Origin of the sequence: Mycobacterium triplex, from assembly GCF_000689255.1 — a bacterium.
GTDB classification, from domain to species: Bacteria; Actinomycetota; Actinomycetes; order Mycobacteriales; family Mycobacteriaceae; genus Mycobacterium; species Mycobacterium triplex.
Genome location: NZ_HG964446.1, coordinates 2998853 through 3022862, shown reverse-complemented (window position 1 = coordinate 3022862; position 24010 = coordinate 2998853). Strand labels below are relative to the sequence as shown.

Here is a 24010-nt window from a genome sequence, read left to right as displayed (position 1 = left end):
GGTCGAGTGCCGATCATATGTGACCGCGTCCGGTGAACCGAACGCGCCGAAGGTTTAGCCGACCAGCGCCGGCCGCAGGCCGGGCAGCACTTCCGCGTCGCCGTCCGCGGCCGCGCGCGCGGCCCTGAGCTGCGCGATCTTGTACGCCACCGACGCGCCGAGAGCCCCGACGACCGGGGCCGTGGCCATCGTGCCCCAGTGGTGAGCCAGCACCAGGAAGCCGAAGCCCGACGACGCCACCAACATCGCACCCAGCACCGGTGTCCAACGGATCGGTTGCCGGAACCGGGCGGACACCAACACACCCAGGATCACGGCGACGGTGTGCCCGGCGTCGGTGAAGTCCGCGCCGATGATCGCCGAGGCCAGACCCGCCGAGATCCACCAGCCGACCCACGCCGGACGCCACCGCTGCGGGATCGCCGCCGTCATCGCGCCGAGCACCGCGAGGGCGCCGTAGCTCATGCCGACGTCACTGGCCCGGGCGATGGAGATCGGCAGCCAGCCGAACTCGACCGCGGAGGCCAGCGCGGCGGCCACCACCAGGGTCGCGCCGATGTGGCCGACCAAAAACGCGATCGCCAGCCGGATGGTCTGCAAATGCAGCTCGGCAAGGGCCAGCAGGCAGGTCAAGAACGGCAGCCAGAAATAGAGCGGGCCGGCGTCGACGACCAGCGCGCTGCTCAGCAACGTTCCGATGTGCCCGTGCGCCAAGTTGTGCAGGTTGGTGCTGGCGCGCTGGACGATGACGTCGTGCGCGTGCTGGCCGAGCAGCAAGATGGCGCAGCTGACCGCGAGCAGAACCGCGACATACCCCACGGTGAAACGGACCCGGCCGAGCCGGGAAAGAAATCCCCCAAGCATTGAATCCATTATGAGGGCTAAATTGTTTCGTCCCCGTGATGGGACGCTGTCAACTTGCTAAGAGTATTCGAGACGGTAGATCGCCAAGTCCGGCGGGACGCCCGGCGTCTTGGGCGTGAACACGGATTTACGTGCACGTTTGGCGACGACGCCCACGGCATCCAACTCGGTTTGTCCGATCAGGTCCAGCGCCGTACCCGAAATCATGATCCCGCCCTTGGTGGCCCGGTCCATCACCCGAGCGGCGATGTTGACGTCGACGCCGAGCCAGTCGGCGGCCAACCGCTGCGGCCGGCCGGTATGGATCCCGACCCGCATCCGCGGCCGATAGCCCCCGACCTCGACCTGTCGCACCGCCTGGTCGGCGGCCAGCACGGCCCGCACCGCGACGTCGGGATGACGGAACACCGCCATGATGCCGTCGCCCATCCGCTTGACGATGTGCCCGCCCGCATCGAGCAGCGGCGGCTCGACGGCGCGCGCCACCTGGCGCAGCAGGGTCAGCGCTGCGTCGTCACCGGCTTGCAGTGACCACGTCGAGAAGCCGACCAGGTCGGTGAACACCAGCGTCACCTCCGGATTCGCCGGCCGTCGCGACACCGCCTCGGTCAGCGCCTGCCAAACCTGCAGCACGCTCAAACCGACCTCGCGCGACGCCGCGTCACGATCCCCCAGCAGCCGGTCGGCGGCTCGGGCCGCGGCGCGCGGGCCGCCGTCCCCCGCCGTCGAGAGCGGGTCACCGAATTCGGGATCTCCGGGCAGCATCCGTCGCGCCCGCCGGATGAATGCCACCACGCCCGGGCTGCGATTGGCGCTCTGCCACCACTGGACCGCAGCGTGTTTGGACACCGGAGCGGTAGAGGTGGCGCGGGGAGACGTCATCGTCGTCGCCGATTCCGGGCCGGTGTCGAAGGACTCCTCCGGTTCCGGATCGCGCGGCGCGAGTTCCACCCGGCAAGGGTAAGTAGTTTCACCGGAGCCGGGCAATGACACCCGTCCGGTTTGTGTCAGACATCGCATCAAACCGACTGATCACGACGCTGATCACGACGCTGCCACGCGGGCGTGGAATCTCGGTAACGGCTTCGCGTGGCACCCGCCGAAATCGTAGACAACGTGCGTTGTCAAAGTTATCGTGGGCTCAGTCAGGAAGTAGGAGGTCGTGATGACTACCGCATCGACTACGTCCGCTGATCCACTTGGGCCAGATTCGCTGACCTGGAAGTACTTTGGCGACCTGCGCACCGGAATGATGGGCGTCTGGATCGGGGCGATCCAGAACATGTACCCACAGCTCGGTGCGGGCGTCGAGGAGCACTCGATCGTGCTGCGCGAGCCGCTGCAGCGGGTGGCGCGATCGGTGTACCCGATCATGGGCGTGGTCTACGACGGCGATCGCGCGGCCCTGACCGGTGAGCAGATCAAGCACTACCACGACACCATCAAGGGGATTGATGCCGAAGGGCGTCGCTACCACGCGCTGAACCCCGAGACCTTCTACTGGGCGCACGCCACGTTCTTCATGCTGATCGTCAAGGTCGCCGAGTACTTCTGCGGCGGCCTGACCGAGGCCGAGAAGCGCCAGCTGTTCGACGAGCACGTGCAGTGGTACCGGATGTACGGCATGAGCATGCGGCCGGTGCCCAAGTCGTGGGAGGAATTCCAGGAGTACTGGGACCGGGTCTGCCGCGACGAGCTGGAGATCAACCAGGCGACACTGGACATCTTGCGGATGCGCATCCCGAAGCCGAAGTTCGTGCTGATGCCCACGCCGATCTGGGACCAGATCTTCAAGCCGCTGGTGGCCGGACAGCGCTGGATCGCGGCCGGACTGTTCGACCCCGCGGTGCGCGAAAAGGCGGGCCTGCGCTGGACGCCGGGCGACGAGATCCTGCTGCGGGTGTTCGGCAAGCTGATCGAGCTCGCATTCTTGGCGGTGCCCGACGAAATCCGGTTGCACCCGCGGGCGCTGGCCGCCTACCGCCGCGCCGAGGGCCGGGCTCCGATCGACGCGCCGCTGGTCGAGGCGCCCGAGTTCATGGCGCCGCCGCGGGATCGCCGCGGGTTGCCGATGCACTATTGGCCCCCGGGTTCCCTTCGCACTAAGTCGTTGATCGAGCGGGCCGGTTCGCTGGTGCACACCACGCTGTCGCTGGCCGGGCTGCGCCCCGCCGGGGGCCGCAAAAGGGCCGCATAGGGCGGTTCAAAAACCCTGCAGCACACCCAGCGCCTGCGCGCTCTGGTACAGGCAGATCGCCGCGGCGGCAGCCACATTCAGGCTTTCCGCACCACCCGACATCGGGATACGCACCCGGTGGTCGGCCTGCTCGGTGATCTCCTCGGGCAAGCCGTGCGATTCCGGGCCGAACAGCCACGCCGTCGGCCTGCCCAGCAGCTGGTCGGCCTCGTCCAGGCGGATGCCGCCGTCGACGGTGGTGGCCAGCGCCTGCAGCCCGGCGGCCCGGACCGCGGCCAGCACCGCTTCGACGTCGGGGTCGGCGACGACCGGGAGCGAGAAGATGCTGCCGGCCGACGCACGCAAGCATTTGCCGTTGTAGGGGTCGACGCAGTGCCCGGCGAGAATGACCGCCGCCGCACCCATGGCGTCGGCCAGGCGGATCAGCGTGCCCGCGTTACCGGGCTCGCCGATCTCGACGGCGACCGCGACCAGCCGTGGCGAGCCGGCCAGCGCGTGGCGCAGACCGGTCGCCGGCAGATCGCACACGGCCACCAGCCCTGCCGGAGTAACGGTGTCGGACAAGGCTTTTGCCGCACGGTCGGTGACGACATGGACCGGACACCGCTGGGTGGCCAGCAATGTCGCGTGCCGCTGCGCGGCGAGTTCGGTGACGAACACCTCGCGGACCAATCCGCGCGCCGACGCCGCCTCGACCAGGTTTTGGCCTTCGGCCAGGAACTGGTTCGCCCGCCGCCGCACGACATGGCGATGCAACTTGACCGCCGCGGCCACCCGGGCCGAGCGCTCGGTGAGCACGGGGGTTAGGCAGCTTCTCCGGAGGGCGCGTTGACGTCCTTGGGCAGTGCCGCCCGGGCGACGTCGACCAGCGCGGTGAACGCTGCCGGGTCGGTGATCGCAATGTCGGCAAGGTTTTTGCGGTCGACTTCCACCCCGGCGGCCTTCAGGCCCTGGATCAGCCGGTTGTAGGTGATGTCGTTGGCGCGTGCCGCCGCGTTGATCCGCGAGATCCACAACTTGCGGAACTCGCCCTTGCGCGCACGGCGGTCGCGGTACGCGTACTGCAACGAATGCAGCTGCTGCTCTTTGGCTTTGCGGTAAAGCCGAGACCGCTGGCCGCGATAGCCTTTCGAGGCCGTCAGGACGCTGCGCCTCTTCTTGTGGGCGTTGACTGCCCGCTTCACGCGTGCCATGGATATTCCTACTCTCGTTCAGACGTAAATGGTCGGGTGCCGGCGGTCGGCTGGTCAGCCGTTCAGCATCGCGTTGATGCGCTTGGTGTCGTTGGCCGCGACCTCGGTACGGCCGTCGAGCCGGCGGGTGCGCTTGCTCGGCTTGTGCTCGAGCAGGTGGCGACGGTTGGCTTTCTGGCGGACGATCTTTCCGGTCCCGGTACGCCGGAACCGCTTGGTCGCCCCGCTGTGGGACTTGGCCTTGGGCATGTTTCCTCTAGTTCTTGATGTTTTCGCTGTTTCGCTGTCAGGTCAGTTCGGTGAAGCTGCGGTGTCGCCGGTTTCGTCGGCTTCGTGTGCCGGCTCGGCCCCCGGCGCTTCGGGATGCCGCGCCCTGGCGCGGGTCTTCGCGCCGCGGTGCGGTGCCAGCACCATCGTCATGTTGCGGCCGTCCTGCTTGGCCGACGTTTCGACGAATCCGTATTCGGCGACGTCCGCGCCCAGACGCTGGAGCAATCGGTAGCCCAGCTCGGGCCGCGACTGCTCGCGTCCACGGAACATGATGGTGACCTTCACCTTCGACCCCGCCTCCAGGAAGCGGATCACGTGACCCTTCTTGGTCTCGTAATCGTGATCGTCGATCTTGGGTCGCAGCTTTTGCTCTTTGACCACGGTCTGCTGCTGGTTCCGGCGGGATTCGCGCGCCTTCTGCGCCGCCTCGTACTTGAACTTGCCGTAGTCCATGATCTTGCAGACCGGTGGCCTGGCGTTCGGGGCAACTTCGACGAGGTCGAGATCGGCGTCCGCGGCGACGCGCAATGCGTCTTCGATGCGCACGATGCCTACCTGCTCCCCCCCTGGGCCGATCAGTCGGACTTCAGGTACGCGGATGCGCTCGTTGACGCGGGTCTCAGTGCTGATGGGGCCTCCCTTGTTGGGCTTTCGTGGTCTCGCTACAACCGATGTCCTGGCCCGTTGGGATTCAGCGGTGGAAACACCACACCATCAGCAAAAAAGCCCTGCAGCAGCAGGGCCCAATGCCGACCGATCACGGCCCGAAACACCTTCAAGCCGTCCGCGCCATGCGCGAAACAGGCACCTCGCGATGCCGGTGACCGGACCGCTGCGCCTTGAAATAATTCGCGGCTCGCGGTGGGAGCGGGACTCCACTTAACTGTCCCAGGCCGAAGCCGGGATGGTCGCCGCGCAAGTCTAGCAGCCATCGGGCGTCTTCCAGCATTTCAGCTGCTTGGCCGGGGTGATCGCGCGTCCCCGGACCGACAACTAGTCTCGATGTCGATTGGCGCTTCGCCAGGCATTTCACGGATGAAAGGCTTATCCTCGCGGTCTGTGACTCTCGCTTCTGCTGCCTCGAGGCCTCGTTCGGGCAGCCGGTCGAGTTCCCGGTATTGGTGGGTACCGGCGGCGGCCGGCTGGACCGTTGGCGTCATCGCTACCCTGTCTTTGATCGGCAGCGTGTCGCCCCTGATCCGGTGGCTGATCAAGGGCCCGCGGGAGTTCATCAACGACTACCTGTTCAACTTCCCCGACACCAGCATCGCGTGGTCCTTCGTGCTGGCGCTGCTGGCGGCGGCGCTGACCGCACGCAAACGCATTGCCTGGTGGGTGCTGCTCGGCCAAATGGTCCTGGCCGCGTTCTGGAACGCCGCCGATATCGCCGCCGGCGACAACACCGCGGCCGAGACGTTCGGCGAGAACCTCGGTTTCGCGATGCACATCGTCGTGATCGTCCTGCTGGTGCTGAGCTACCGGGAGTTCTGGGCCAAGGTCCGCCGGGCCGCCCTGTTCAAAGCGGCCGCCGTCCTCGTCGTCGGAGACGTGATCGGAATCCTGTTGTCCTGGGGCCTGGTCGAGCTCTTCCCCGGATCGCTGGCCCGACAGGACCGGCTGGGATACGTCGCCAACCGGGTGGTCGGGTTCGCCCTGGCCGACCCCGACCTGTTCACCGGCAAGCCGCACGTCCTGCTCAACGCGATCTTCGGATTGTTCGGCGCGCTCGCCCTGATCGCGGCCGCGATCGTGCTGTTCCAATCCCAGCGCGCCGACAACGCGCTCACCGGTGAGGACGAGTCGGCGATCCGCGGGCTGCTCGAGCTGTACGGCAAGAACGACTCTCTGGGCTACTTCGCGACCCGCCGCGACAAGTCGGTGGTCTTCGCCCACACCGGCCGCGCCGCGATCACCTACCGGGTCGAGGTGGGCGTCTGCCTGGCCAGCGGAGACCCGGTCGGCGATCCCAGGGCCTGGTCGCAGGCCGTCGATGCCTGGCTGGCGCTGTGCAAGACCTACGGCTGGGCACCCGGTGTCATGGGCGCCAGTTCCCAAGGCGCGCAGGCTTATCGCGAGCGCGGCCTCAACGCTCTCGAACTCGGCGACGAGGCCATCCTGCGGACCTCCGATTTCCGGCTGTCCGGCCCGGACATGCGTGGGGTGCGCCAAGCCGTGACGCGGGCCCGGCGGGCGGGGTTGACGGTACGCATCCGGCGGCACCGGGACATCACGGCCGAGGAGATGGCCGAGACGATCGCGCGCGCCAACGCCTGGCGCGACACCCAGTCCGAGCGCGGCTTTTCGATGGCGCTGGGGCGGCTGGGTGATCCGGCCGACGGGGAATGCCTGCTGGTGGAGGCGCTGGATCGCGACGAGCAAGTGGTCGCGATGCTGTCGCTGGTCCCGTGGGGAAGCACCGGGGTTTCGCTGGATCTGATGCGCCGCTCGCCCCAATCCCCCAACGGCACCAACGAATTCATGGTCAGCGAACTTGCCCTGAACGCCGAAAAGCTTGGTATCAACCGTGTTTCGCTGAACTTCGCGATGTTCCGGTCGGCATTCGAGCAGGGCGCCCAACTCGGCGCCGGACCGATCGCGCGGCTGTGGCGCGGTCTGCTGCTGTTCTTCTCCCGGTGGTGGCAGCTGGAGACGCTGTACCGCTCCAACATGAAATATCAACCCGAATGGGTGCCGCGCTACGCCTGCTACGAGGACGCCCGGTTGATCCCGCGGGTGGGCGTGGCGTCGGCCATGGCCGAAGGTTTCCTGGTGCTGCCGTTCAGCCGCCGCGACAAGGTGCACACCGGGCACCACCCCGCCGTGCCGGCCAGGCTGGCGGAATCCGGGTTGCTGCACGAAGACGGCTCCGCGCCAGACGTCAGCGGCCTCAAGCGCGGCGACGAAGTCGACTCCGAGGAGTACCGGCGCCGGCTGCCCGAACAGGTGCGAGTACGGCTGGCCAAACTGAGGTCGTTGCAGCGCAACGGAATTGATGCTTACCCGGTGGGATCTGCGCCCACCCACACCGTCGCACAGGCCCTCGACAGCGACGACCAGGACACCGTGTCGGTGGCGGGCCGGATCTTGCGGATCCGCGACTTCGGCGGTGTGCTGTTCGCCGAACTGCGCGATTGGTCCGGCGAAATGCAAGTGCTGTTGGATAATTCGCGCCTGGAGTCCGGCCGGACCGCCGACTTCACCGCGGCCATCGATCTCGGTGACCTGGTCGAGATGACCGGGCGGATGGGATTCAGCAAGCGCGGGACCCGCTCGTTGATCGTGGGTGACTGGCGCATGGTCGGAAAGTGCTTGCGGCCGTTGCCCAACAAGTGGAAGGGACTGACCGACCCGGAAACCCGGGTGCGGACCCGCTACGTCGACCTCGCGGTCAATGCCGAGTCACGCAATCTGGTGACGGCGCGCAGCAGGGTACTGCGCTCGGTGCGAGAAACGTTGTTCGCCAAGGATTTCATCGAGGTGGAAACCCCGATCCTGCAGCCGATCCACGGCGGGGCGGCCGCGCGCCCGTTCGTGACCCACATCAACACCTATGACATGGACCTGTTCCTGCGCATCGCGCCCGAGCTCTACCTGAAGCGGTTGTGCGTCGGCGGCGTGGAGCGGGTGTTCGAATTGGGCCGGGCCTTCCGCAACGAGGGTGTCGACTTCAGCCACAACCCGGAGTTCACGCTGTTGGAGGCCTACCAGGCGCACGCCGACTACCGGGTGTGGATCGACGGTTGCCGCGAGCTCATCCAAAACGCGGCCGAAGCCGCCAACGGCACGCCGACCGTGCTGCGGCCCCACCCCGACCACGGCGAAGGCCACCTCGAACCCGTCGACATCTCCGGGGAGTGGCCGGTGCAGACGGTGCACGACGCCGTCTCCGAAGCACTCGGCGAACACATCAACCCGAACACGTCGCTGAGCGAGCTGCGCAAGCTGTCCGACCGCGCCCGCATTCCCTACCGGGACCATTGGGACGCCGGCGCGGTGGTGCTCGAGCTCTACGAGCACCTGGTCGAGGACCGGACCGAGGCGCCCACGTTCTACATCGACTTTCCGACGTCGGTCTCGCCGCTGACCCGACCGCACCGCAGCCAGCCGGGCGTCGCCGAGCGGTGGGATCTGGTGGCCTGGGGCGTCGAGCTGGGCACCGCCTACAGCGAGCTCACCGATCCGGTGGAGCAGCGCCGCCGGCTGCTCGCGCAGTCGCTGCTGGCCGCCGGCGGCGACCCGGAGGCGATGGAGCTGGACGAAGACTTCCTGCAGGCCATGGAATACGCGATGCCGCCGACCGGCGGGCTGGGGATGGGAATCGATCGGCTCGTGATGCTCATAACCGGTCGCAGCATCCGCGAGACCCTGCCCTTTCCGCTGGCCAAGCCGCATTAGCCGGGCGCCGCGGGCCGCAGCGCGGACACCGCGAACATCGGGTGAATATGTTCCGTCATGGTTAAGAATCGATCACAATGGATCGCGTGACAGCGCCCGCGCCCGATGCCGCCGGGCAGTTTTTGGCAAGCGGACATACCTCGCTGATGCACGGCTGGGTGCCGATCACGGTCCAGGCCGTCACCGCGATCGTGCTGGCGCTGGCCGTCGGCTGGCGCTCACGGCGCTGGCGGACGGTATGCCTGCCGCCGGCGGCCGCGATCGGGGCGGCCGCGGCATACGGAACCCATTGGTACATCGTCGATCAGGGCCTGTCCGAGGAACCCGCACCGGCCGCGCTGTGGCTGTGGACCGCGGTGACCGGTATGGCCGGGGCGGTGCTGGTGCTGGGCTGGCGCGGGGCGCGCGGCTGGCAACGCAGTGCCGCGGTGGTGTCGGTACCGCTGTGCCTGCTGAGTGCGGTGCTGATGCTCAATCTGTGGGTCGGCTACTTCCCCACCGTCCAGTCCGCGTGGGGGCAGCTGACCTCCGGCCCGCTGCCCGATCAGACCGATCAGGCCACCGTTACCGCCATGGCGGCCAAGGGAAATCGGCCGGCACACGGCAGCGTGGTGCCGGTCGTCATCCCCTCGTCCGCCTCGCACTTCAAGCACCGCGGCGAGCTGGTGTACCTGCCGCCGCAGTGGTTCGCCTGGGGGCACCGCCCGCTTGCGGGGGACAGCCCGCCGCCGGCCCTGCCGACGGTGATGATGATCGGTGGGCAGTTCAACACCCCGGCGGACTGGACGCGTGCGGGCAACGCGATCAAGACGATCGACGACTTCGCCTCCACCCACCGCGGGCAGGCTCCGGTGCTGGTGTTCGTGGACTCCGGCGGGGCTTTCAACAACGACACCGAATGCGTCAACGGCATCCGCGGCAACGCCGCCGACCATCTCACCAAAGATGTTGTTCCCTACATGATTTCGACCTTCGGTGTCAGCCCGGACCGCGCCAATTGGGGTGTGACGGGTTGGTCGATGGGCGGCACCTGCGCGGTGGATCTGACCGTCATGCACCCGGACATGTTCAGCGCGTTCGTCGACGTCGCCGGTGACTTCTTCCCGAACGCCGGGAACAAGGCGCAAACCATCAGCCGGCTGTTCGGCGGAAACGCCGAGGCGTGGGCGTCGTTCGACCCGAGCACCGTGATCAACCGGCACGGCCAGTACCACGACGTGTCGGGCTGGTTCGCGATCTCGTCGGACGGCCCGCCCGCCGCGCACCGCGACGTGTCGATCGCGGACACCGCCGCGATGCGGCTGGCCGGGCGCGACGCCGCCGCCAACCCGAGCAACCAGGCCGCGGCGGCCTACTCGCTGTGCGCCCTCGGCCGCGCCAATGGCATCGACTGCGCGGTGCTCCCCCAGCCCGGTAAGCACGACTGGCCCTTCGCCGACCGGGTCTTCGCCGCGGCGCTGCCGTGGCTGGCCGGCCAGCTGGGCACCCCCGGCGTACCGCGGGCCCCGCTGCCCGGTGCATCGCCCGCGTCTTCGGTTGCGCCGGTGATGATCCCGGCACAGCATGCCAACACCGCACCGAGGTAACCGCCAGTGGGATCGATCGCGCGGCTGCGGCGGGCGCTGTTCGCCCGGCACTGCAACCCGTGGAGCGCCTGGACGCGCTGGGCCAGCACCCCGCTGATCCTGGTGCCGGCGTGGACGCGGCGGCGCAGCCACGCGGTCTGGCTGGCGGTGTGGCTGGCGGCCAATCCGTTCGTCTTCGGCAAGCCCCGGCAGCTGCGCGCCTGGTCGACGCGGGCAATGCTGGGCGAGGAACTGTGGATCAGCCGCCGCCCCCGCGACGGGGCCACCGTGGTCAGCGGGCTGGCGTCGGCGACGGCGTTGGTCGCTGTGGTGGCCGCACGCCGGCATCTGCTGCTGCCCGCGGCGGTCGCCACCGCGCTGCAAATGTCGCTCACCCTCCTCTATTGGGAGCAGATGGTGCGCTATCTCGAGCGTGAGCGCCAGAACCCCGCCGCACCGCAGTAGCGTGGCAACCATGCCCGACGAACCAGCAGACCCTGGCACCGCCCCACCCGATCCCGGGTACGACAGCTCGGGCGTACCGACCTTCGATGCGGTGCGTGAGAAAATCGAAACCCGATACGCGGCGTCACTGGGCGACGCGGAACTCGACGCCGACTCCCGACAGGGCCGCTCCGTCGACGAGCAGTACGACGAACGCCGGCGCGCCGCGGCCGAACGGTTGGCGCAGATCCGCGAGTCGATGCGCACGGATGAGGGCTAGCGGGAACGGCGCGACGCCGGGGGGAGATCGATGAGCCAAACGCGCGTGGGTACCCGGTTCGGGCACTACCACCTGCGCCGGCTGCTGGGCCGCGGCGGGATGGGCGAGGTCTACGAGGCCTACGACTCCGTCAAGGACCGCGTGGTCGCGCTCAAGCTGGTATCCGAGCAGGTCAGCTCCGATGACGTCTTTCGCCGGCGCATGCAGCGGGAAGCGCAGACCGCGGGCCGGCTGCAAGAACCGCACATCGTGCCCATCCACGACTACGGCGAAATCGACGGCCAGCTGTTCATCGACATGCGCTTCGTCGAAGGCCAGGACGTCGGCTCGGTGCTCAACCGCACCGGGCCGCTGCCGCCGCCGCGCGCCGTCGCCATCGTCGAGCAAGTGGCGTCCGCGCTCGACGCCGCCCACCGCGCCGGGGTGATCCATCGTGACATCAAACCCGAGAACATCCTGCTCACCGAGGGTGACTTCGCGTACCTGGTCGACTTCGGCATCGCCGCAGCGGCTACCGACCAACGGGTGACGAAAACCGGTGCCGCCGTGGGTAGTTGGAACTACATGGCGCCGGAGCGTTTCGGCAAGGACGACCCCACCTACCGCGTCGACATCTACGCCCTGGCCTGTCTGCTCTACGAATGTCTCACGGGCGCAACACCTTTCCAAACCGAGAGTCTCAGCAGCCTGATGGCCGCGCACATGATGGAGCCGGTGCCACGGCCCAGCCAGCGAAATCCCGCCGTGCCGGCCGCATTCGACGAGGTCATCGCACGGGGTATGGCCAAAGACCCCTTCGCCCGCTATGCCACCGCCGGCGATCTCGCGCAGGCCGCCCTGCACGCGCTGAGCGTTCCCGACCAAGACCGGGCCACCGACCTGATCCAGCACAGCCAGCACTTCGCCCCGCCGCCGCAGCCCCGGGCCCAACCGGCACCCGTCCCGCCGGCCTGGGTCGCCAGCCCGCCGCCGTGGACGCCGCCCCCGCCGCCCAAGCCCAGACTGGGGCTGATCATCGGCGCGATCGTGATCGTCGTCGCGGCCGTCGCGGGCACCGGGATCTGGGCGGCCGTACGTAGACCCGCCGCGTCGCGACCCGGCACTGCGGTCACCAGCACCACCGAGTCCCCTACCCCGAGCCCCGCACCGCCCGGTAGCACCGCCGTCGCGAACGTGGCTCCCGCACAACTGCATTCGATACTAGTTCCGGTGGAGCAGATCAACACCATCGTCGGCACCACCGGGATCGTCGTCGACCACAACAGCACCGTGATGACCGACCCCACTCCGTCCAACACGTTGTCGGACGACGACTGCCTCGGCGCGCTGATCGGTTTCCAAACCCCGACCTACCAGAGCAGCGGCTACACCGGGATGCTGGCCCAGCTGTTGAAGAAGCCGAACAGCCACCCCGGCTACGCCGTGGTCCAGGGCGCGGTGGTTTTCGACTCCGCCGACCAGGCCCAGGCATTCGTGACCTCCCAGCTGCCCCGGTATCGGGCGTGCGCCGGGCGAACCGTAACCCAGGTGTCCGACGGAACCACATCCCAATGGACATTCGGGGACGTCAGCGGGAATCCGCCCAACATCGCCCTGCAGCACACGCTGGGCAACAGCCCGGTGGTGTGCCAGCACGTGATCAGCGCGGTATCCAATGTGGTCTTCGACGTCAACGTCTGTGCACCCGGGACGATCAACCAGGCCAGGCAGATCGCCAATATGATGGCGGACCGGCTGCCCCGCTAGACGCGGATCACGATGAGCACTATGTGGGGATCCACGATTCTGATTCGGCCAGAACATATTTCGGTATAGCGTATCCCGAAGTTCCGTCACGCGATTGGCGAATCCGCGAACGCCGGCGCACTATTGCGTTATGAGACGAGAAGTGAGCGTCGAGCTCGAAGTCGAAATCACCGCGGCCACTACGTTGGAGTTTCAAATCGCCGTAGCACCACACCCAGTCGCTGAGGTCTTCGAGTCGCTGCGGTTCGTCTTGAACGGAGAGCAGGTCCGGCCCTTGGAAATCAGCGGGGTGCACGGGAACCGCATCCACAAGTTCGACGCCGCGGTCGGCACACTGAAAGTCGACTACGCGGCGACTGTAGTGGGCCAGGCCGATCCCGCTCCGGTGACCGAATACGACCAGTCGATGTATCTGCGGCCCAGCCGCTACGCGGAGGCTGACAAGTTCTACGGTTTCGCCGCAACCGAATTCGGTAACGACAACGATTCGGCAACGCTGCTGGAGCACGTGAGCTCATGGGTGGGTACCAGGCTGAACTATGTACCCGGATCCAGCGACCCGATTGACGGGGCGGTGGAGACGCTGCTCGCCGGCGAAGGCGTGTGCCGCGACTTCGCTCATCTGGTGGTGGCGTTACTACGAGCGGTGAAGGTCCCCGCCCGCCTGGTGTCGGTGTATGCACCCGGCTTGTCCCCGATGGACTTTCACGCGGTGGCCGAGGCTTTTGTCCAGGGGCAGTGGCGGGTAGTCGACGCGACGCTGTTGGCGCCGCGACAAACCCTGGTCCGCATCGCCACGGGCCGAGACGCCTCCGACACAGCATTCCTCGATAACCACAAGGGCGCGATCACGCTCAATCAACTGATGGTGACCGCGGTCGTCGACGGCGACTTGCCGGCGGATTCGGTCGACCAACTGGTTTCCATCCGCTGAGGCCTAATCCTGTTGAATGCGGGACGACGCCGCGACGCCAGTTCGCCGTGTGCGACGTAGTTCAAACACTCTCTCGCCCCGGGCCGCGCGGAGAACAGAGTCGGCGGTCAGGAACGCCCGGGAATTACGGTGCGCGGCAAGGACGGACAGGCCCGCGGCCCGGCGCAAGAGCATCACCGCAAGGGCCGTGCCGGTTCGGTACGGAACGATCAGGATCTTTGCCCGCGCATCGTGACCGCAAACGGTCATTATGTGCGGGTGTATCCCATGCCACCAGGCCCAATTCAGATCCGGCTGGCGTTGCAGCGATGACCAGTTGACGTTGATGTCGACGACCTGGCCCAACCGCACCTGAAGCACGGAGACCAATTCCGGCAGCTCCCGTGAGATCACACCGGTGCGCGGCCACCACGCTCCGTCAATCTTGTTGTCCCCAAGCCCTGATGCCAGGGTAAGCCGCACCGGGTTGAACGGGCGTCGCGCCTCGACCGTATCGGCCGCCCCACCAGACACCGGGTTCACGCTCACATCGGCTGTTGAATTCTGTTGAGAAACAATGACATCGACCAATGCATCTGCGCGATTCATAAGGCGGCCCCTCGAGGTTCGAAGCGATCGGACCCGCAAGTCGGTCCGACGGAGGAATCGCATTGCCCGTAATCTCGCTCGCGAAATACCGATCGAGGCCAGTGTCGACAACGAAACAGCTCACTGACGACGTTACGCCATTATCGGGTCGTGCGTAAGCCGGCCGTCCTCACGTGATGCGAGACGTAGCGTCATCGCCAGCCCGGCGAGGTTCTACCGGCGGAGCGAACGACCAAAGCGCGCTCGCCGCGCCCGTTGAATTCCGCTGCCCCGGAAGACTTCTAGCATGAGAGGGCCCTATCGGTATTCCAAAGGCGATTCGGCCCACGGTGACCGGCACCGCGCCTTGAGCGTCGCCTTTCGGCGATTCACGCGTCGGCTACGCCAGTGACGGGGTTATGCTCCTTACGTCGTGGGCTTGTCGAGTACCGCCTCCTTCGGTAGCCGTCTGCGATGCCAAAATGGTAGACGGGAGCGTCGTAGTGGCGCACGTTTCATCCTCCGCCGCATGCCCGACCCGATTGGCACTGTGCGAACGCGACCTCACTCAAGCCGCAGTGGACGGGGTTTGGTGGCCGAAAAGCTTGGACCTGAGCATTGAGCTACCCGACCTCGTCACGGTGTTCAACTTGTGGCTGGGCCGGGTGCGCCGAGTCGTTTACGACCCGACCGCATGGTTGCCCGCCCCGTCGCGAGTTATCCGCCGCAATGAGATGGTCTCTCTTGACCCCTACCGGCTGGTTTTCAACGACACGATTTACCTGAAGGGGGCGAGATCTCGCGACGCCGTGCTGTTCGTGCTATCGCCGTCCAGTTCCGGTCACCAGGCCGAGCGCCTTCTCGGCGAGGTCGCTGCGTCAGCACAACCGATGAATGCCAGCGTATTACGGCACATGGTCCATCGGCTTGCGCCGGGTTGCGCTGGTGCGGCAGAAGCGACGCCCGCCATCGCATCCGGGGTGGATTGGACTCCGGGCTGCTAGGGCGCTCGATGCGGCACCCAAGCCGCGACTTCAATACCGCAACGAGGGCGTACACTCGAAAAACCGGGACCATCCAGGCCCCCATCGAAGGGCGGCGATGTCCGACAACTCTCCGATTCAGCCTAATCGCGGAGGCCCTCGATAAGTCATCCGACCTCACGCCGTTGACCTGCGGCGTTGTCCATTGTGCACATCGGGGTTGGGTCAAAATCTTAGCCGCAACCGAATTGCAGCTAGTTGAGAAGAGAGTGAAACAACAATGACACAGGGAACCGTGAAATGGTTCAACAACGACAAGGGCTTTGGCTTTATCGCTCCCGACGGCGACGCAAAGGATGTGTTCGTCCACCACTCCGAGATCCAAGGTAGCGGTTTTCGTTCCCTTGAAGAGAATCAACGAGTCCAGTTCGAGATCAACCAGGGGCCCAAAGGTCCGCAGGCCGTGCAAGTAACTCTCATCTAGCGTTTCAGCACGAAAACCTCTGGGGCGGACTGGATATCGTCCCATTTTGGTGATGGGCGCGATAGGGCAGCCGTCTGCCCCATAGGTTTGGGCAGCACAGCACCCCGGCGCCATCGTCGGACCGCCGCGATCGCTGTCTTGAGGCCACGATGCCGGCCTGTTGCCGGATCGGTCCCGCCGTAACCGGGCGCCAGTTCGGCGAACATTCGCTCGCTGCGGGTCTCCGCTGCGTCGTCAGCGGTATCGCGCAAGTAGCGGTCTGGCAGTGACAGTTTGGCGATGGTGCGCCACGTCTTGCCGTACTGCACCAGGAAAGACCCTGTGGTGTAAGGCAAGTCGTACTTGTCGCAGACCTCACGCACCCGCACCGAAATCTCGTGCAGCCGGTTGCTCGGCAGGTCCGGGTACAGGTGGTGCTCGATCTGGTGGCACAGGTTGCCACTCATGAACCGCAGCGCCGGTCCGGCTTCGAAGTTGGCACTGCCCAGCATCTGGCGCAGGTACCACTGACCCTTCGACTCGGCGATCATGTCGGTCTTGGTGAATTTCTCTGCACCATCGGGGAAGTGGCCGCAGAAGATCACCGCGTCGGCCCACACATTGCGGATCACGTTGGCCACGGCATTGGCCTTCAACGTGGACTTGTAGGTCGCCCCGGGCGACAGCGAGGTCAGCGCCGGGAACGCGACGTAGTCCTTGAGCACCTGTCGGCCCGCCTTGACCGCCAGCTCGAGCATCTGCCGCACGGTGGTTTCACGGTCCGGGCCGGCCTTGAGGGCCTTGCCGAGTTCGATGGGCTGGAAGCCGATTCCCCACTCGAATCCGAACGCCAGGATGGTGTTGAACAGCAGGTTGCCGACGTTGTATGGCTTCCAGGGCTGGTCACGGGTAACTCGGAGGATCGCGTAGCCGATGTCGTTGTCCATTCCGACGATGTTGGTGTATTTGTGGTGCTGATGGTTGTGGGTCGACCGCCAGTGCTTTGACGCTCCAGTCATGTCCCACTCCCACGTCGAGGAGTGGATCTCGGGGTCGTTCATCCAGTTCCACTGGCCGTGCATGACATTGTGGGCAATCTCCATGTTCTCGATGATCTTGGCCAGCGCGAGGGTCACCGTTCCCGCCCACCACACCGGGCGTTTCGAACTACCGGCCAGCATCAGCCGCCCGACGGCCTCCAATACACGTTGTGCGACGATGGTGCGACGGATGTAACGCGCGTCGCGCTCGCCAAGGGATTCCTCGACATCCACCCGGACAGAGTCCAGCTCAACGCCCAGGGCCTCGATGTCGGCATCGGTGAGGTGAGCGAAGGCGGCAATGTCACTGATCGCCATGGTTTGTCCTTACGTTCGTAGGGGGCCGCGCGGGCGGGCGCGTGTCGCCAACCCGGACCGGCGCCTCGACGGTTTCACTGCGTTACTTGGCTGGGTATCTGTCTGCACCCAATTAATTTGCACACCAACGCTATTCGTAGCCCTGGTGAAGAAGTTTGTCGCAACCGGAGCTGCGGCTGGCGGAGGCGGGCAGCCGCGCCGAGTAACTCTGGGCTCCTTAGCAATAGTGACGGCTGTCGCCGACCGCGGGCCCAACAAGCGCCGGTTGCGGGCCGGCGACGAAGAGACGGGTCCCGAGAACCAAAACCACCGTGGGCTTTGGTCGAAAGTCTGAACAACCAACACGCTACACGAGTCGGGCTTGATGGGTTGGATTCGGTGGCGCACCATGACCGGATGGCTGCTCTGGAAAACGCTGCACCCGGTAGTGCAGGGGTGAACGCAAGATGACCGACTCCGCCGCCACCCGTGTCGCGGTCTACCTCGACTTCGACAACATCGTGATCTCCCGTTACGACCAGGTACACGGACGCAACTCCTTCCAGAAGGACAAGGCCAAGGGGCTCGAGGTGGATCGACTGCAGTCGGCGATCGTCGACGTCGGCGCGATCATCGACTTCGCGTCGTCGTTCGGCACGCTCGTGCTCACCCGCGCCTACGCGGACTGGTCTGCCGATGTCAATGCCGCCTACCACGGCCAGCTGGTGGGACGAGCGGTCGATCTCGTTCAACTATTCCCGGCCGCTGCCTATGGCAAGAACGGCGCCGACATCCGGTTAGCGGTCGACGCGGTCGAGGATATGTTCCGGTTGCCCGATCTGACCCACGTGGTGATCGTCGGCGGCGATTCCGATTACATCGCGTTGGCTCAGCGGTGCAAGCGACTCGGTCGCTACGTCGTAGGCATCGGTGTGGCCGGTGCCAGCAGCCGATCGCTGGCCGCTGCCTGCGACGAGTTCGTTACCTACGATGCGTTGCCCGGGATACCCACTGCCGCGGTGCAATCCGCCGAACCGAAGAAACGCGCCCGCCGGCAGAGCACCACCTCTGAGGCCGAGGACGCACCGGACGATGCTCAGGCTGTTGCTACCGGGTTGCTCGAGCGCGCGCTGCGCATCGGTCAGGAGAAAGACGACGCCGAGTGGCTGCACAACTCGGCCGTCAAGGCCCAGATGAAGCGGATGGACCCGTCGTTCAGCGAGAAGTCCTTGGGCTTCAAATCATTCAGTGATTTCCTGCGGTCTCGGTCCGACGTCGTAGAACTCGATGAGAGCAGCACCACGCGTTTGGTGCGGCTGCGTAGCGAGGCTGCCACGTAGCCGCGCGGGTATCTCTAGGCGCTGACTTTGCGCCGCCGGCTGGGCCGCGGTTTGGCCGCCGAGACGGTAGTGCGCCCGACGACCTCGGCGAGGAACTTCCCGGTGTAGCTTTCCGGCACCGCGGCGACATCCTCCGGAGTGCCTTGGGCGACAACGGTTCCGCCTTCGGCGCCGCCCTCCGGGCCCATGTCCACGATCCAGTCCGCCGTCTTGATCACGTCCAGGTTGTGCTCGATCACGATGACCGTATTGCCCTTGTCCACAAGGCCGTTGATCACATTGAGCAGCTTGCGGATGTCGTCGAAATGCAGTCCGGTGGTGGGCTCGTCGAGGATGTAGATGGTGCGCCCGGTCGACCGCTTCTGAAGTTCGGAGGCCAGCTTGACCCGCTGCGCCTCACCGCCGGACAGGGTGGGCGCGGGCTGGCCCAGCCGCACGTAGCCGAGGCCGACGTCGACCAGGGTGCGCAGGTAGCGGTGGATGCCGCTGATCGGCTCGAAGAACTCGCACGCTTCCTCGATCGACATGTCCAGCACTTCGGAGATGGTCTTGCCCTTGTAGTGGACCTCGAGGGTTTCCCGGTTGTATCGGGCGCCCTGGCACACCTCGCACGGCACATACACGTCGGGCAAAAAGTTCATCTCGATCTTGATCGTGCCGTCGCCGGTGCATGCCTCGCAGCGACCGCCCTTGACGTTGAACGAGAAGCGACCCGGTTGGTAGCCACGGACTTTCGCCTCGGTGGTCGCGGCGAACAAGGTGCGGATCTTGTCGAACACCCCGGTATAGGTGGCCGGGTTGGAGCGCGGTGTGCGCCCGATCGGCGACTGGTCCACCCGCACCAGCTTGTCCAGGTGGTCCAGCCCGGTGACCCGGGTGTGCCGTCCCGGGACCTGCCGAGCGCCGTTGAGCCGGTTGGCCAGTACGGCCGCCAGGATGTCGTTGACCAACGTCGACTTGCCGGATCCGGACACGCCGGTCACCGACGTCAGCACGCCGAGCGGAAACGACACGTCGATGTCGCGCAGGTTGTGCTCGCGGGCCCCGACGACGGTGAGTTGACGCTTGCGGTCGACGGGACGTCGAATCGCCGGCGTGACAATGCTTTCCCGGCCCGACAGGTAGGCACCGGTGATCGAGTCCTGGTTGGCCAGCAGCTCCTGATAGGTGCCGCTGTGCACGATCTGGCCGCCGTGCTCGCCGGCGCCGGGCCCGATGTCGACGACCCAGTCGGCGTGCGCGATGGTGTCCTCGTCGTGCTCGACGACGATCAACGTGTTCCCCAAAGCCCTTAGCCGCGTGAGGGTTTCGATGAGGCGACGGTTGTCGCGCTGGTGCAGCCCGATGGACGGTTCGTCGAGCACGTAGAGCACGCCGACCAGGCCGGAGCCGATCTGGGTGGCCAGCCGAATGCGTTGGGCCTCACCGCCGGACAGCGTGGCGGCGGCCCGGGACAGCGACAGGTATTCCAGGCCGACATCGAGCAAAAAGCCCAGCCGCGACTGGATTTCCTTGAGCACCTGGCCCGCGATCGCCTGCTCGCGCACGCCGAGGGTGAGCGCGTTGAGGAAGTCGGCACAGTCCGAGATGGACAGGTCGCAGACCTCGGCGATGGACTTGGAGCCACGGTCCCCCGCGGCCAGCGACACCGCCAGAATCTCGGGCTTGAGCCGGGTGCCCGCACACACCGGGCAGGGCACGTCGCGCATGAAGCCCTCGTAGCGCTCCTTCATCTGCTCGGACTCGGTCTGCTCCATCTTGCGCTGCAGGAACGCCAGCACGCCTTCGAAATCGGCGTAGTACGAACGGGTTCGGCCGTACCGGTTGCGGTACCGCACATGCACCTGATGGTCGGAGCCCTCGAGGATCGCCTTGCGGGCCTTGGCCGGAAGCTTGCGCCAGGGCGTGTCGACGTCGAATCCCAGCTCCTCGCCGAGGCCGGCCATCATCCGGGTGAAGTACTCCGCGGTGTGCCCCGCCGACCACGGCGCCACCGCGCCCTCGGCCAGGGTGCGCTCCGGGTCGGGCACCACCAGATCAGGGTCCACCTCTTTGCGGATGCCCAACCCGACGCATTCGGGGCAGGCACCGTAGGGCGAGTTGAACGAGAACGAGCGCGGTTCCAGGTCGTCGACGGCCAGCGGGTGCCCGTTGGGGCAGGCCAGCTTCTCGGAGAAGCGCTGCTCGCGCGGATGACCGTGCTCGTCGTGATCGTCGGGAAACTCCAGCACCACGATGCCGTCGGCCAGGTTCAGCGCGGTCTCCACCGAGTCGGTGAGCCGCTGCTTGGCGGCGGTCTTGACGGTGAGGCGGTCCACCACCACCTCGATGTCGTGCTTCTCCTGCTTTTTCAGCTTCGGCGGGTCGGCCAGCGGGTGCACCACGCCGTCGACGCGCACCCGGCTGTAGCCCTGCGCGTTGAGCTTGTCGAACAGGTCGGCAAACTCGCCCTTGCGGGTACGGACCACGGGGGCCAGGACCAGGAATCGGGTGCCCTCCTGCATCGCCAGCACCTGATCGACGATTTGCTGCGGGGTCTGGCGGGCGATCCTCTGCCCGCAGACCGGGCAGTGCGGCGTGCCGGCGCGCGCGTACAGCAACCGCAGGTAGTCGTACACCTCGGTGATCGTGCCGACCGTCGATCGGGGGTTGCGGTTCGTCGACTTCTGGTCGATGGACACCGCCGGCGACAGGCCCTCGATGAAATCGACGTCCGGCTTGTCCATCTGCCCCAGGAATTGACGCGCGTAGGCCGACAGCGACTCCACGTAGCGGCGCTGGCCCTCGGCGAAGATGGTGTCGAAAGCCAGGGACGACTTGCCCGAGCCGGACAACCCGGTGAAGACGATCAACGAGTCGCGCGGCAGGTCGAGGTCGACGCCGCGCAGGTTGTGTTCACGGGCACCTTTGACGATTAGGCGGTCAGCCACGCTGCCTCTCTCATAAAACTCTCGCTTGCCCAACGGCGGTTACTGCGCACGGCGCATTCCATGCTAGGTGCCCCCACCGACAAGACACCCACGCCAGCCCGGGGAGCAGTAACGTGGACTCGCGCCGGCGACGATGCTTCCGGCGCCCGCCGGGACTGAGGAGTCGCGCATGACTGTCGTGGACGACAACTACACCGGACACGTCGACCCCGGTAACGCCGCCCGTCGCACCCTGCCCGGGGCCACGATCGTGAAGGCGTCGGTCGGTCCGATGGATAACAACGCCTACTTGGTGACCTGTTCACAGACCGGGGAGACACTTCTGATAGACGCCGCCAACGACGCTGACGTCCTTCTCGACCTGGTCCAACGGTACGCCCCGAACGTGGCGCTGATCGTGACCAGCCATCAGCACTTCGACCACTGGCAGGCGCTGGAGGCGGTGGCCGCCGCCACCGGTGCACCCACCGCCTGCCACGAGATCGACGCCGAACCGCTGCCCGTCAAACCGGATCGATTGCTGGCCAACGGCGACAAGGTGCAGATCGGCAAGTTGACGTTCGACGTCATCCACTTGCGCGGGCACACCCCGGGCTCGGTCGCGCTGGCCCTCGACGGTCCGGCCACCGGCGGCGTCACGCAGTTGTTCACCGGCGACTGCCTGTTCCCCGGCGGCGTTGGCAAGACGTGGCAGGAGGGTGACTTCACCCAGTTGCTCAACGACGTCACCAGCCGGGTGTTCGAGGTGTACGGCGACGACACCGTCATCTATCCCGGCCACGGCGACGACACGGTGCTGGGCACCGAACGCCCGCATCTGACCGAATGGCGCGAACGAGGCTGGTAGCCGCCGGTCAATTGACTTGCCGCAGAACACGATCCGGACCTCGCGACACCGACGTTGAGCGCGCGGGACCACCGCGGCCACACGGGGTCGCAGAATCCCGGTTGAGCAACGCCGAAACGCCCTCCCCCGCTGGCGTTGCTCGGTAGCATGCGAGCCGATCACCACTCGTTTTCCCGATGTCCACCCCACGCCAGCCGCGAAGGCAGTCGTGCCCAATTAACTGATTGGCGAACGGAAATGGATTATGCAGCGTTACCGCCGGAGGTCAACTCCGGCCGGATGTACGCGGGAGCGGGGTCGGTGCCGATGTGGACGGCGGCGGCGGCCTGGGACGGGTTGGGCGCGGAACTGACCTCGGCGGCCGCTGCGTACCGGTCGGTGGTGTCCGGTCTGACGCGGGAAGCGTGGCTGGGTCCGGCGTCGATGTCGATGCGGGCCGCGGCCATCGTCTTCGCGTCGTGGCTGAACAACACCGCCGAGCAGGTCAAGATGGCCGCCAGGCAGGCGCGGGCGGCGGCGATGGCGTACGAGACGGCTTTTGCCGCGACCGTGCCCCCGGCCGTGATCGCCGAGAACCGCACGCTGCTGCTGGCGTTGGTCGCGACCAACCTCTTCGGCCAGAACACCCCGGCGATCTCGGCCGCCGAGGCGCAGTACAGCGAGATGTGGGCCCAGGACGCGACGACCATGTACACCTACGCGAGCGGGTCGGCTGCCGCGACGCGGCTGACGCCGTTCAGCGACCCACCGCAGACCACCGACCCGTCCGGTGCCGGCGCGCAGGACGCCGCGGTGAGCAAGGCCGGCACGTCGGCCACGGCCAGCCCCAAAGCCCTGACGCAGGTGCTCCAGACGGTGCCCAACGTGCTGGACACGCTGGCCGGCGCGCCGGGCGATCCCACCCTGTCGGACATGTTCAACGTCACCGCGAGCGCAACCTACGTCGCCAGCGGGGTGGTGTTCATCCTCGGCCCGTTGCTGACCGGCCCGGTCAATGCGGTGCTGCCGCCCACGATCCTCGGTGCGGCCGCCCCCGCGTTGGGCGCGGCAGGTGCTGCGGCGGGCCTGCTCAGCGACACCACGCCGGCCGCGTCCGGCCTGGGTATGTCGGGCACCGTGCTGGCGAGCGCGGGCCGCGCCCTCCCGGTGGGCGGGCTGTCCGTCCCGCCGGCCTGGGCCGGAGCGGCACCGGTGCTCGCCAGCACGGTGCGGGCATTGCCGGAAGCCGCCCTGGCCGGGCTGCCGGAAGCCGCGATCGACGGGTTCGGGCCCGGCGCCGGCGCGTTGCTGCCGGGCAGCCTGATGGCCGCGGCGGCCGGTGGCGGCGGCGCGGCGGGCGGCGGATTTGCGGCCACCCGGGCCGGCGCCGCGTCCCAGCGCGGCGCGACTTCGCCACCCGAGGGCGGGGTGCCCGCCCGATACGGCGCCTCGCCCGCGGTGATTCCGCAGGTGGCACGTGCCGGGGGGTCGCACGACGGTTTGGCCGGCCCGGCGATGCCGACCGGTCAGCGCACGCCCGCCGGCGACGGCACGATGGCCGAAACCCTCCGCGACGAGATCAACGACCTGCGCAAACAGATCTCCGACCTGGCGCTGGAGCGCGATGTGCTGATGCGGTCCCTGGCCCTGTGGGCCCGAGGGTCCGCGGAGTAACG

Annotated in this window: 21 protein-coding genes; 12 read left to right on the top strand and 9 right to left on the bottom strand. The window is 66.9% G+C overall.

What is annotated here, in order from left to right; genetic code table 11:
• Window positions 1–54: 54 nt before the first annotated feature.
• Together BN973_RS14060 and BN973_RS14055 are read right to left on the bottom strand one after the other, a co-directional pair.
• Window positions 55–864 (bottom strand): rhomboid-like protein, encoded by an 810-nt coding sequence (locus tag BN973_RS14060; protein WP_036472413.1) that lies wholly within the window; start codon window positions 862–864, stop codon window positions 55–57.
• A gap of 57 nt (window positions 865–921) precedes the next feature.
• Window positions 922–1746 (bottom strand): adenylate/guanylate cyclase domain-containing protein, encoded by an 825-nt coding sequence (locus tag BN973_RS14055; protein WP_407067562.1) that lies wholly within the window; start codon window positions 1744–1746, stop codon window positions 922–924.
• A gap of 283 nt (window positions 1747–2029) precedes the next feature.
• Here BN973_RS14055 and BN973_RS14050 point away from each other — a divergent pair, with 283 nt between their 5' ends.
• A complete protein-coding gene (locus BN973_RS14050; protein WP_036468881.1) occupies window positions 2030–3061 on the top strand; it encodes an oxygenase MpaB family protein in 1032 nt (343 codons plus the stop codon).
• Window positions 3062–3067: 6 nt separating this feature from the next.
• Here BN973_RS14050 and BN973_RS14045 read toward each other — a convergent pair whose 3' ends face one another.
• From BN973_RS14045 to infC, 4 genes are read right to left on the bottom strand one after another with little or no spacing between them, the layout of a single operon-like run.
• A complete protein-coding gene (locus tag BN973_RS14045; RefSeq protein ID WP_036468880.1) occupies window positions 3068–3859 on the bottom strand; it encodes a TrmH family RNA methyltransferase in 792 nt (263 codons plus the stop codon).
• A gap of 5 nt (window positions 3860–3864) precedes the next feature.
• The gene (rplT, locus tag BN973_RS14040) at window positions 3865–4254 is read right to left on the bottom strand and encodes a 50S ribosomal protein L20 (protein ID WP_036468879.1); all 390 of its coding nucleotides are present in this window, start codon (window positions 4252–4254) and stop codon (window positions 3865–3867) included.
• Between the two features lie 54 nt (window positions 4255–4308).
• Complete coding sequence (rpmI, locus tag BN973_RS14035; RefSeq protein ID WP_036468878.1) at window positions 4309–4503, bottom strand: 50S ribosomal protein L35; 195 nt, start codon at window positions 4501–4503, stop codon at window positions 4309–4311.
• A gap of 42 nt (window positions 4504–4545) precedes the next feature.
• Window positions 4546–5154, bottom strand: a complete 609-nt coding sequence (gene infC / locus BN973_RS14030) for a translation initiation factor IF-3 (RefSeq protein WP_084163391.1) — start codon at window positions 5152–5154, stop codon at window positions 4546–4548.
• Window positions 5155–5559: 405 nt separating this feature from the next.
• Between infC and lysX the strand changes: the two genes are divergently transcribed.
• From lysX to BN973_RS14000, 6 genes are all read left to right on the top strand, one after another.
• Window positions 5560–8919 carry a bifunctional lysylphosphatidylglycerol synthetase/lysine--tRNA ligase LysX gene (gene lysX / locus BN973_RS14025; protein WP_198048930.1) on the top strand — a complete coding sequence of 1120 codons (3360 nt, stop codon included), beginning with the start codon at window positions 5560–5562 and terminating at the stop codon, window positions 8917–8919.
• Between the two features lie 77 nt (window positions 8920–8996).
• Window positions 8997–10505 carry an alpha/beta hydrolase gene (locus tag BN973_RS14020; protein ID WP_198048929.1) on the top strand — a complete coding sequence of 503 codons (1509 nt, stop codon included), beginning with the start codon at window positions 8997–8999 and terminating at the stop codon, window positions 10503–10505.
• A 6-nt stretch (window positions 10506–10511) separates the two neighbouring features.
• Window positions 10512–10949 carry a DUF6653 family protein gene (locus tag BN973_RS14015; protein WP_330981733.1) on the top strand — a complete coding sequence of 146 codons (438 nt, stop codon included), beginning with the start codon at window positions 10512–10514 and terminating at the stop codon, window positions 10947–10949.
• Window positions 10950–10959: 10 nt separating this feature from the next.
• The gene (locus tag BN973_RS14010; RefSeq protein WP_036472406.1) at window positions 10960–11208 is read left to right on the top strand and encodes a hypothetical protein; all 249 of its coding nucleotides are present in this window, start codon (window positions 10960–10962) and stop codon (window positions 11206–11208) included.
• Between the two features lie 30 nt (window positions 11209–11238).
• Window positions 11239–12954, top strand: coding sequence for a serine/threonine-protein kinase PknH/PknJ (locus tag BN973_RS14005; protein ID WP_036468876.1), 1716 nt, complete (start codon window positions 11239–11241; stop codon window positions 12952–12954).
• A 130-nt stretch (window positions 12955–13084) separates the two neighbouring features.
• Entirely contained in the window at window positions 13085–13888 is an 804-nt protein-coding gene (locus tag BN973_RS14000) for a transglutaminase-like domain-containing protein (RefSeq protein ID WP_036468875.1), read from the top strand.
• 3 nt (window positions 13889–13891) lie between these two features.
• Here the strand turns inward: BN973_RS14000 and BN973_RS13995 are convergent, their stop codons facing one another.
• The gene (locus tag BN973_RS13995; RefSeq protein ID WP_407067559.1) at window positions 13892–14476 is read right to left on the bottom strand and encodes a DUF5994 family protein; all 585 of its coding nucleotides are present in this window, start codon (window positions 14474–14476) and stop codon (window positions 13892–13894) included.
• Window positions 14477–14874: 398 nt separating this feature from the next.
• Here BN973_RS13995 and BN973_RS13990 point away from each other — a divergent pair, with 398 nt between their 5' ends.
• Together BN973_RS13990 and BN973_RS13985 are read left to right on the top strand one after the other, a co-directional pair.
• Complete coding sequence (locus BN973_RS13990; protein WP_330981732.1) at window positions 14875–15459, top strand: DUF5994 family protein; 585 nt, start codon at window positions 14875–14877, stop codon at window positions 15457–15459.
• A gap of 259 nt (window positions 15460–15718) precedes the next feature.
• Complete coding sequence (locus BN973_RS13985) at window positions 15719–15922, top strand: cold-shock protein (RefSeq protein ID WP_036468874.1); 204 nt, start codon at window positions 15719–15721, stop codon at window positions 15920–15922.
• Here BN973_RS13985 and BN973_RS13980 read toward each other — a convergent pair.
• Complete coding sequence (locus BN973_RS13980) at window positions 15919–17259, bottom strand: fatty acid desaturase family protein (protein WP_084163389.1); 1341 nt, start codon at window positions 17257–17259, stop codon at window positions 15919–15921. The two genes, BN973_RS13985 and BN973_RS13980, sit on opposite strands and share 4 nt — an antisense overlap.
• Window positions 17260–17705: 446 nt before the next feature.
• On the opposite strand from BN973_RS13980, the gene BN973_RS13975 reads away from it, so the two are divergent.
• Complete coding sequence (locus BN973_RS13975; RefSeq protein WP_036468873.1) at window positions 17706–18578, top strand: NYN domain-containing protein; 873 nt, start codon at window positions 17706–17708, stop codon at window positions 18576–18578.
• A 14-nt stretch (window positions 18579–18592) separates the two neighbouring features.
• Here the strand turns inward: BN973_RS13975 and uvrA are convergent, their stop codons facing one another.
• A complete protein-coding gene (uvrA, locus tag BN973_RS13970) occupies window positions 18593–21508 on the bottom strand; it encodes an excinuclease ABC subunit UvrA (protein ID WP_036468872.1) in 2916 nt (971 codons plus the stop codon).
• 169 nt (window positions 21509–21677) lie between these two features.
• On the opposite strand from uvrA, the gene BN973_RS13965 reads away from it, so the two are divergent.
• Together BN973_RS13965 and BN973_RS13960 are read left to right on the top strand one after the other, a co-directional pair.
• Window positions 21678–22355: an MBL fold metallo-hydrolase gene (locus tag BN973_RS13965; protein ID WP_036468871.1), complete on the top strand. Its 678-nt coding sequence runs from the start codon at window positions 21678–21680 to the stop codon at window positions 22353–22355.
• Between the two features lie 237 nt (window positions 22356–22592).
• A complete protein-coding gene (locus tag BN973_RS13960) occupies window positions 22593–24008 on the top strand; it encodes a PPE family protein (protein ID WP_051641250.1) in 1416 nt (471 codons plus the stop codon).
• Window positions 24009–24010: the final 2 nt, after the last annotated feature.

Coding starts and splice junctions, on each gene's coding strand:
- BN973_RS14060 (WP_036472413.1), bottom strand. CDS start 864: ATGCTTGGGGGATTTCTTTCCCGGCTCGGCCGGGTCCGTTTCACCGTG.
- BN973_RS14055 (WP_407067562.1), bottom strand. CDS start 1,746: ATGACGTCTCCCCGCGCCACCTCTACCGCTCCGGTGTCCAAACACGCT.
- BN973_RS14050 (WP_036468881.1), top strand. CDS start 2,030: ATGACTACCGCATCGACTACGTCCGCTGATCCACTTGGGCCAGATTCG.
- rplT (WP_036468879.1), bottom strand. CDS start 4,254: ATGGCACGCGTGAAGCGGGCAGTCAACGCCCACAAGAAGAGGCGCAGC.
- rpmI (WP_036468878.1), bottom strand. CDS start 4,503: ATGCCCAAGGCCAAGTCCCACAGCGGGGCGACCAAGCGGTTCCGGCGT.
- lysX (WP_198048930.1), top strand. CDS start 5,560: ATGAAAGGCTTATCCTCGCGGTCTGTGACTCTCGCTTCTGCTGCCTCG.
- BN973_RS14020 (WP_198048929.1), top strand. CDS start 8,997: ATGGATCGCGTGACAGCGCCCGCGCCCGATGCCGCCGGGCAGTTTTTG.
- BN973_RS14010 (WP_036472406.1), top strand. CDS start 10,960: ATGCCCGACGAACCAGCAGACCCTGGCACCGCCCCACCCGATCCCGGG.
- BN973_RS14005 (WP_036468876.1), top strand. CDS start 11,239: ATGAGCCAAACGCGCGTGGGTACCCGGTTCGGGCACTACCACCTGCGC.
- BN973_RS14000 (WP_036468875.1), top strand. CDS start 13,085: ATGAGACGAGAAGTGAGCGTCGAGCTCGAAGTCGAAATCACCGCGGCC.
- BN973_RS13995 (WP_407067559.1), bottom strand. CDS start 14,476: ATGAATCGCGCAGATGCATTGGTCGATGTCATTGTTTCTCAACAGAAT.
- BN973_RS13990 (WP_330981732.1), top strand. CDS start 14,875: ATGCTCCTTACGTCGTGGGCTTGTCGAGTACCGCCTCCTTCGGTAGCC.
- BN973_RS13985 (WP_036468874.1), top strand. CDS start 15,719: ATGACACAGGGAACCGTGAAATGGTTCAACAACGACAAGGGCTTTGGC.
- BN973_RS13980 (WP_084163389.1), bottom strand. CDS start 17,259: ATGGCGATCAGTGACATTGCCGCCTTCGCTCACCTCACCGATGCCGAC.
- BN973_RS13975 (WP_036468873.1), top strand. CDS start 17,706: ATGACCGACTCCGCCGCCACCCGTGTCGCGGTCTACCTCGACTTCGAC.
- BN973_RS13965 (WP_036468871.1), top strand. CDS start 21,678: ATGACTGTCGTGGACGACAACTACACCGGACACGTCGACCCCGGTAAC.
- BN973_RS13960 (WP_051641250.1), top strand. CDS start 22,593: ATGGATTATGCAGCGTTACCGCCGGAGGTCAACTCCGGCCGGATGTAC.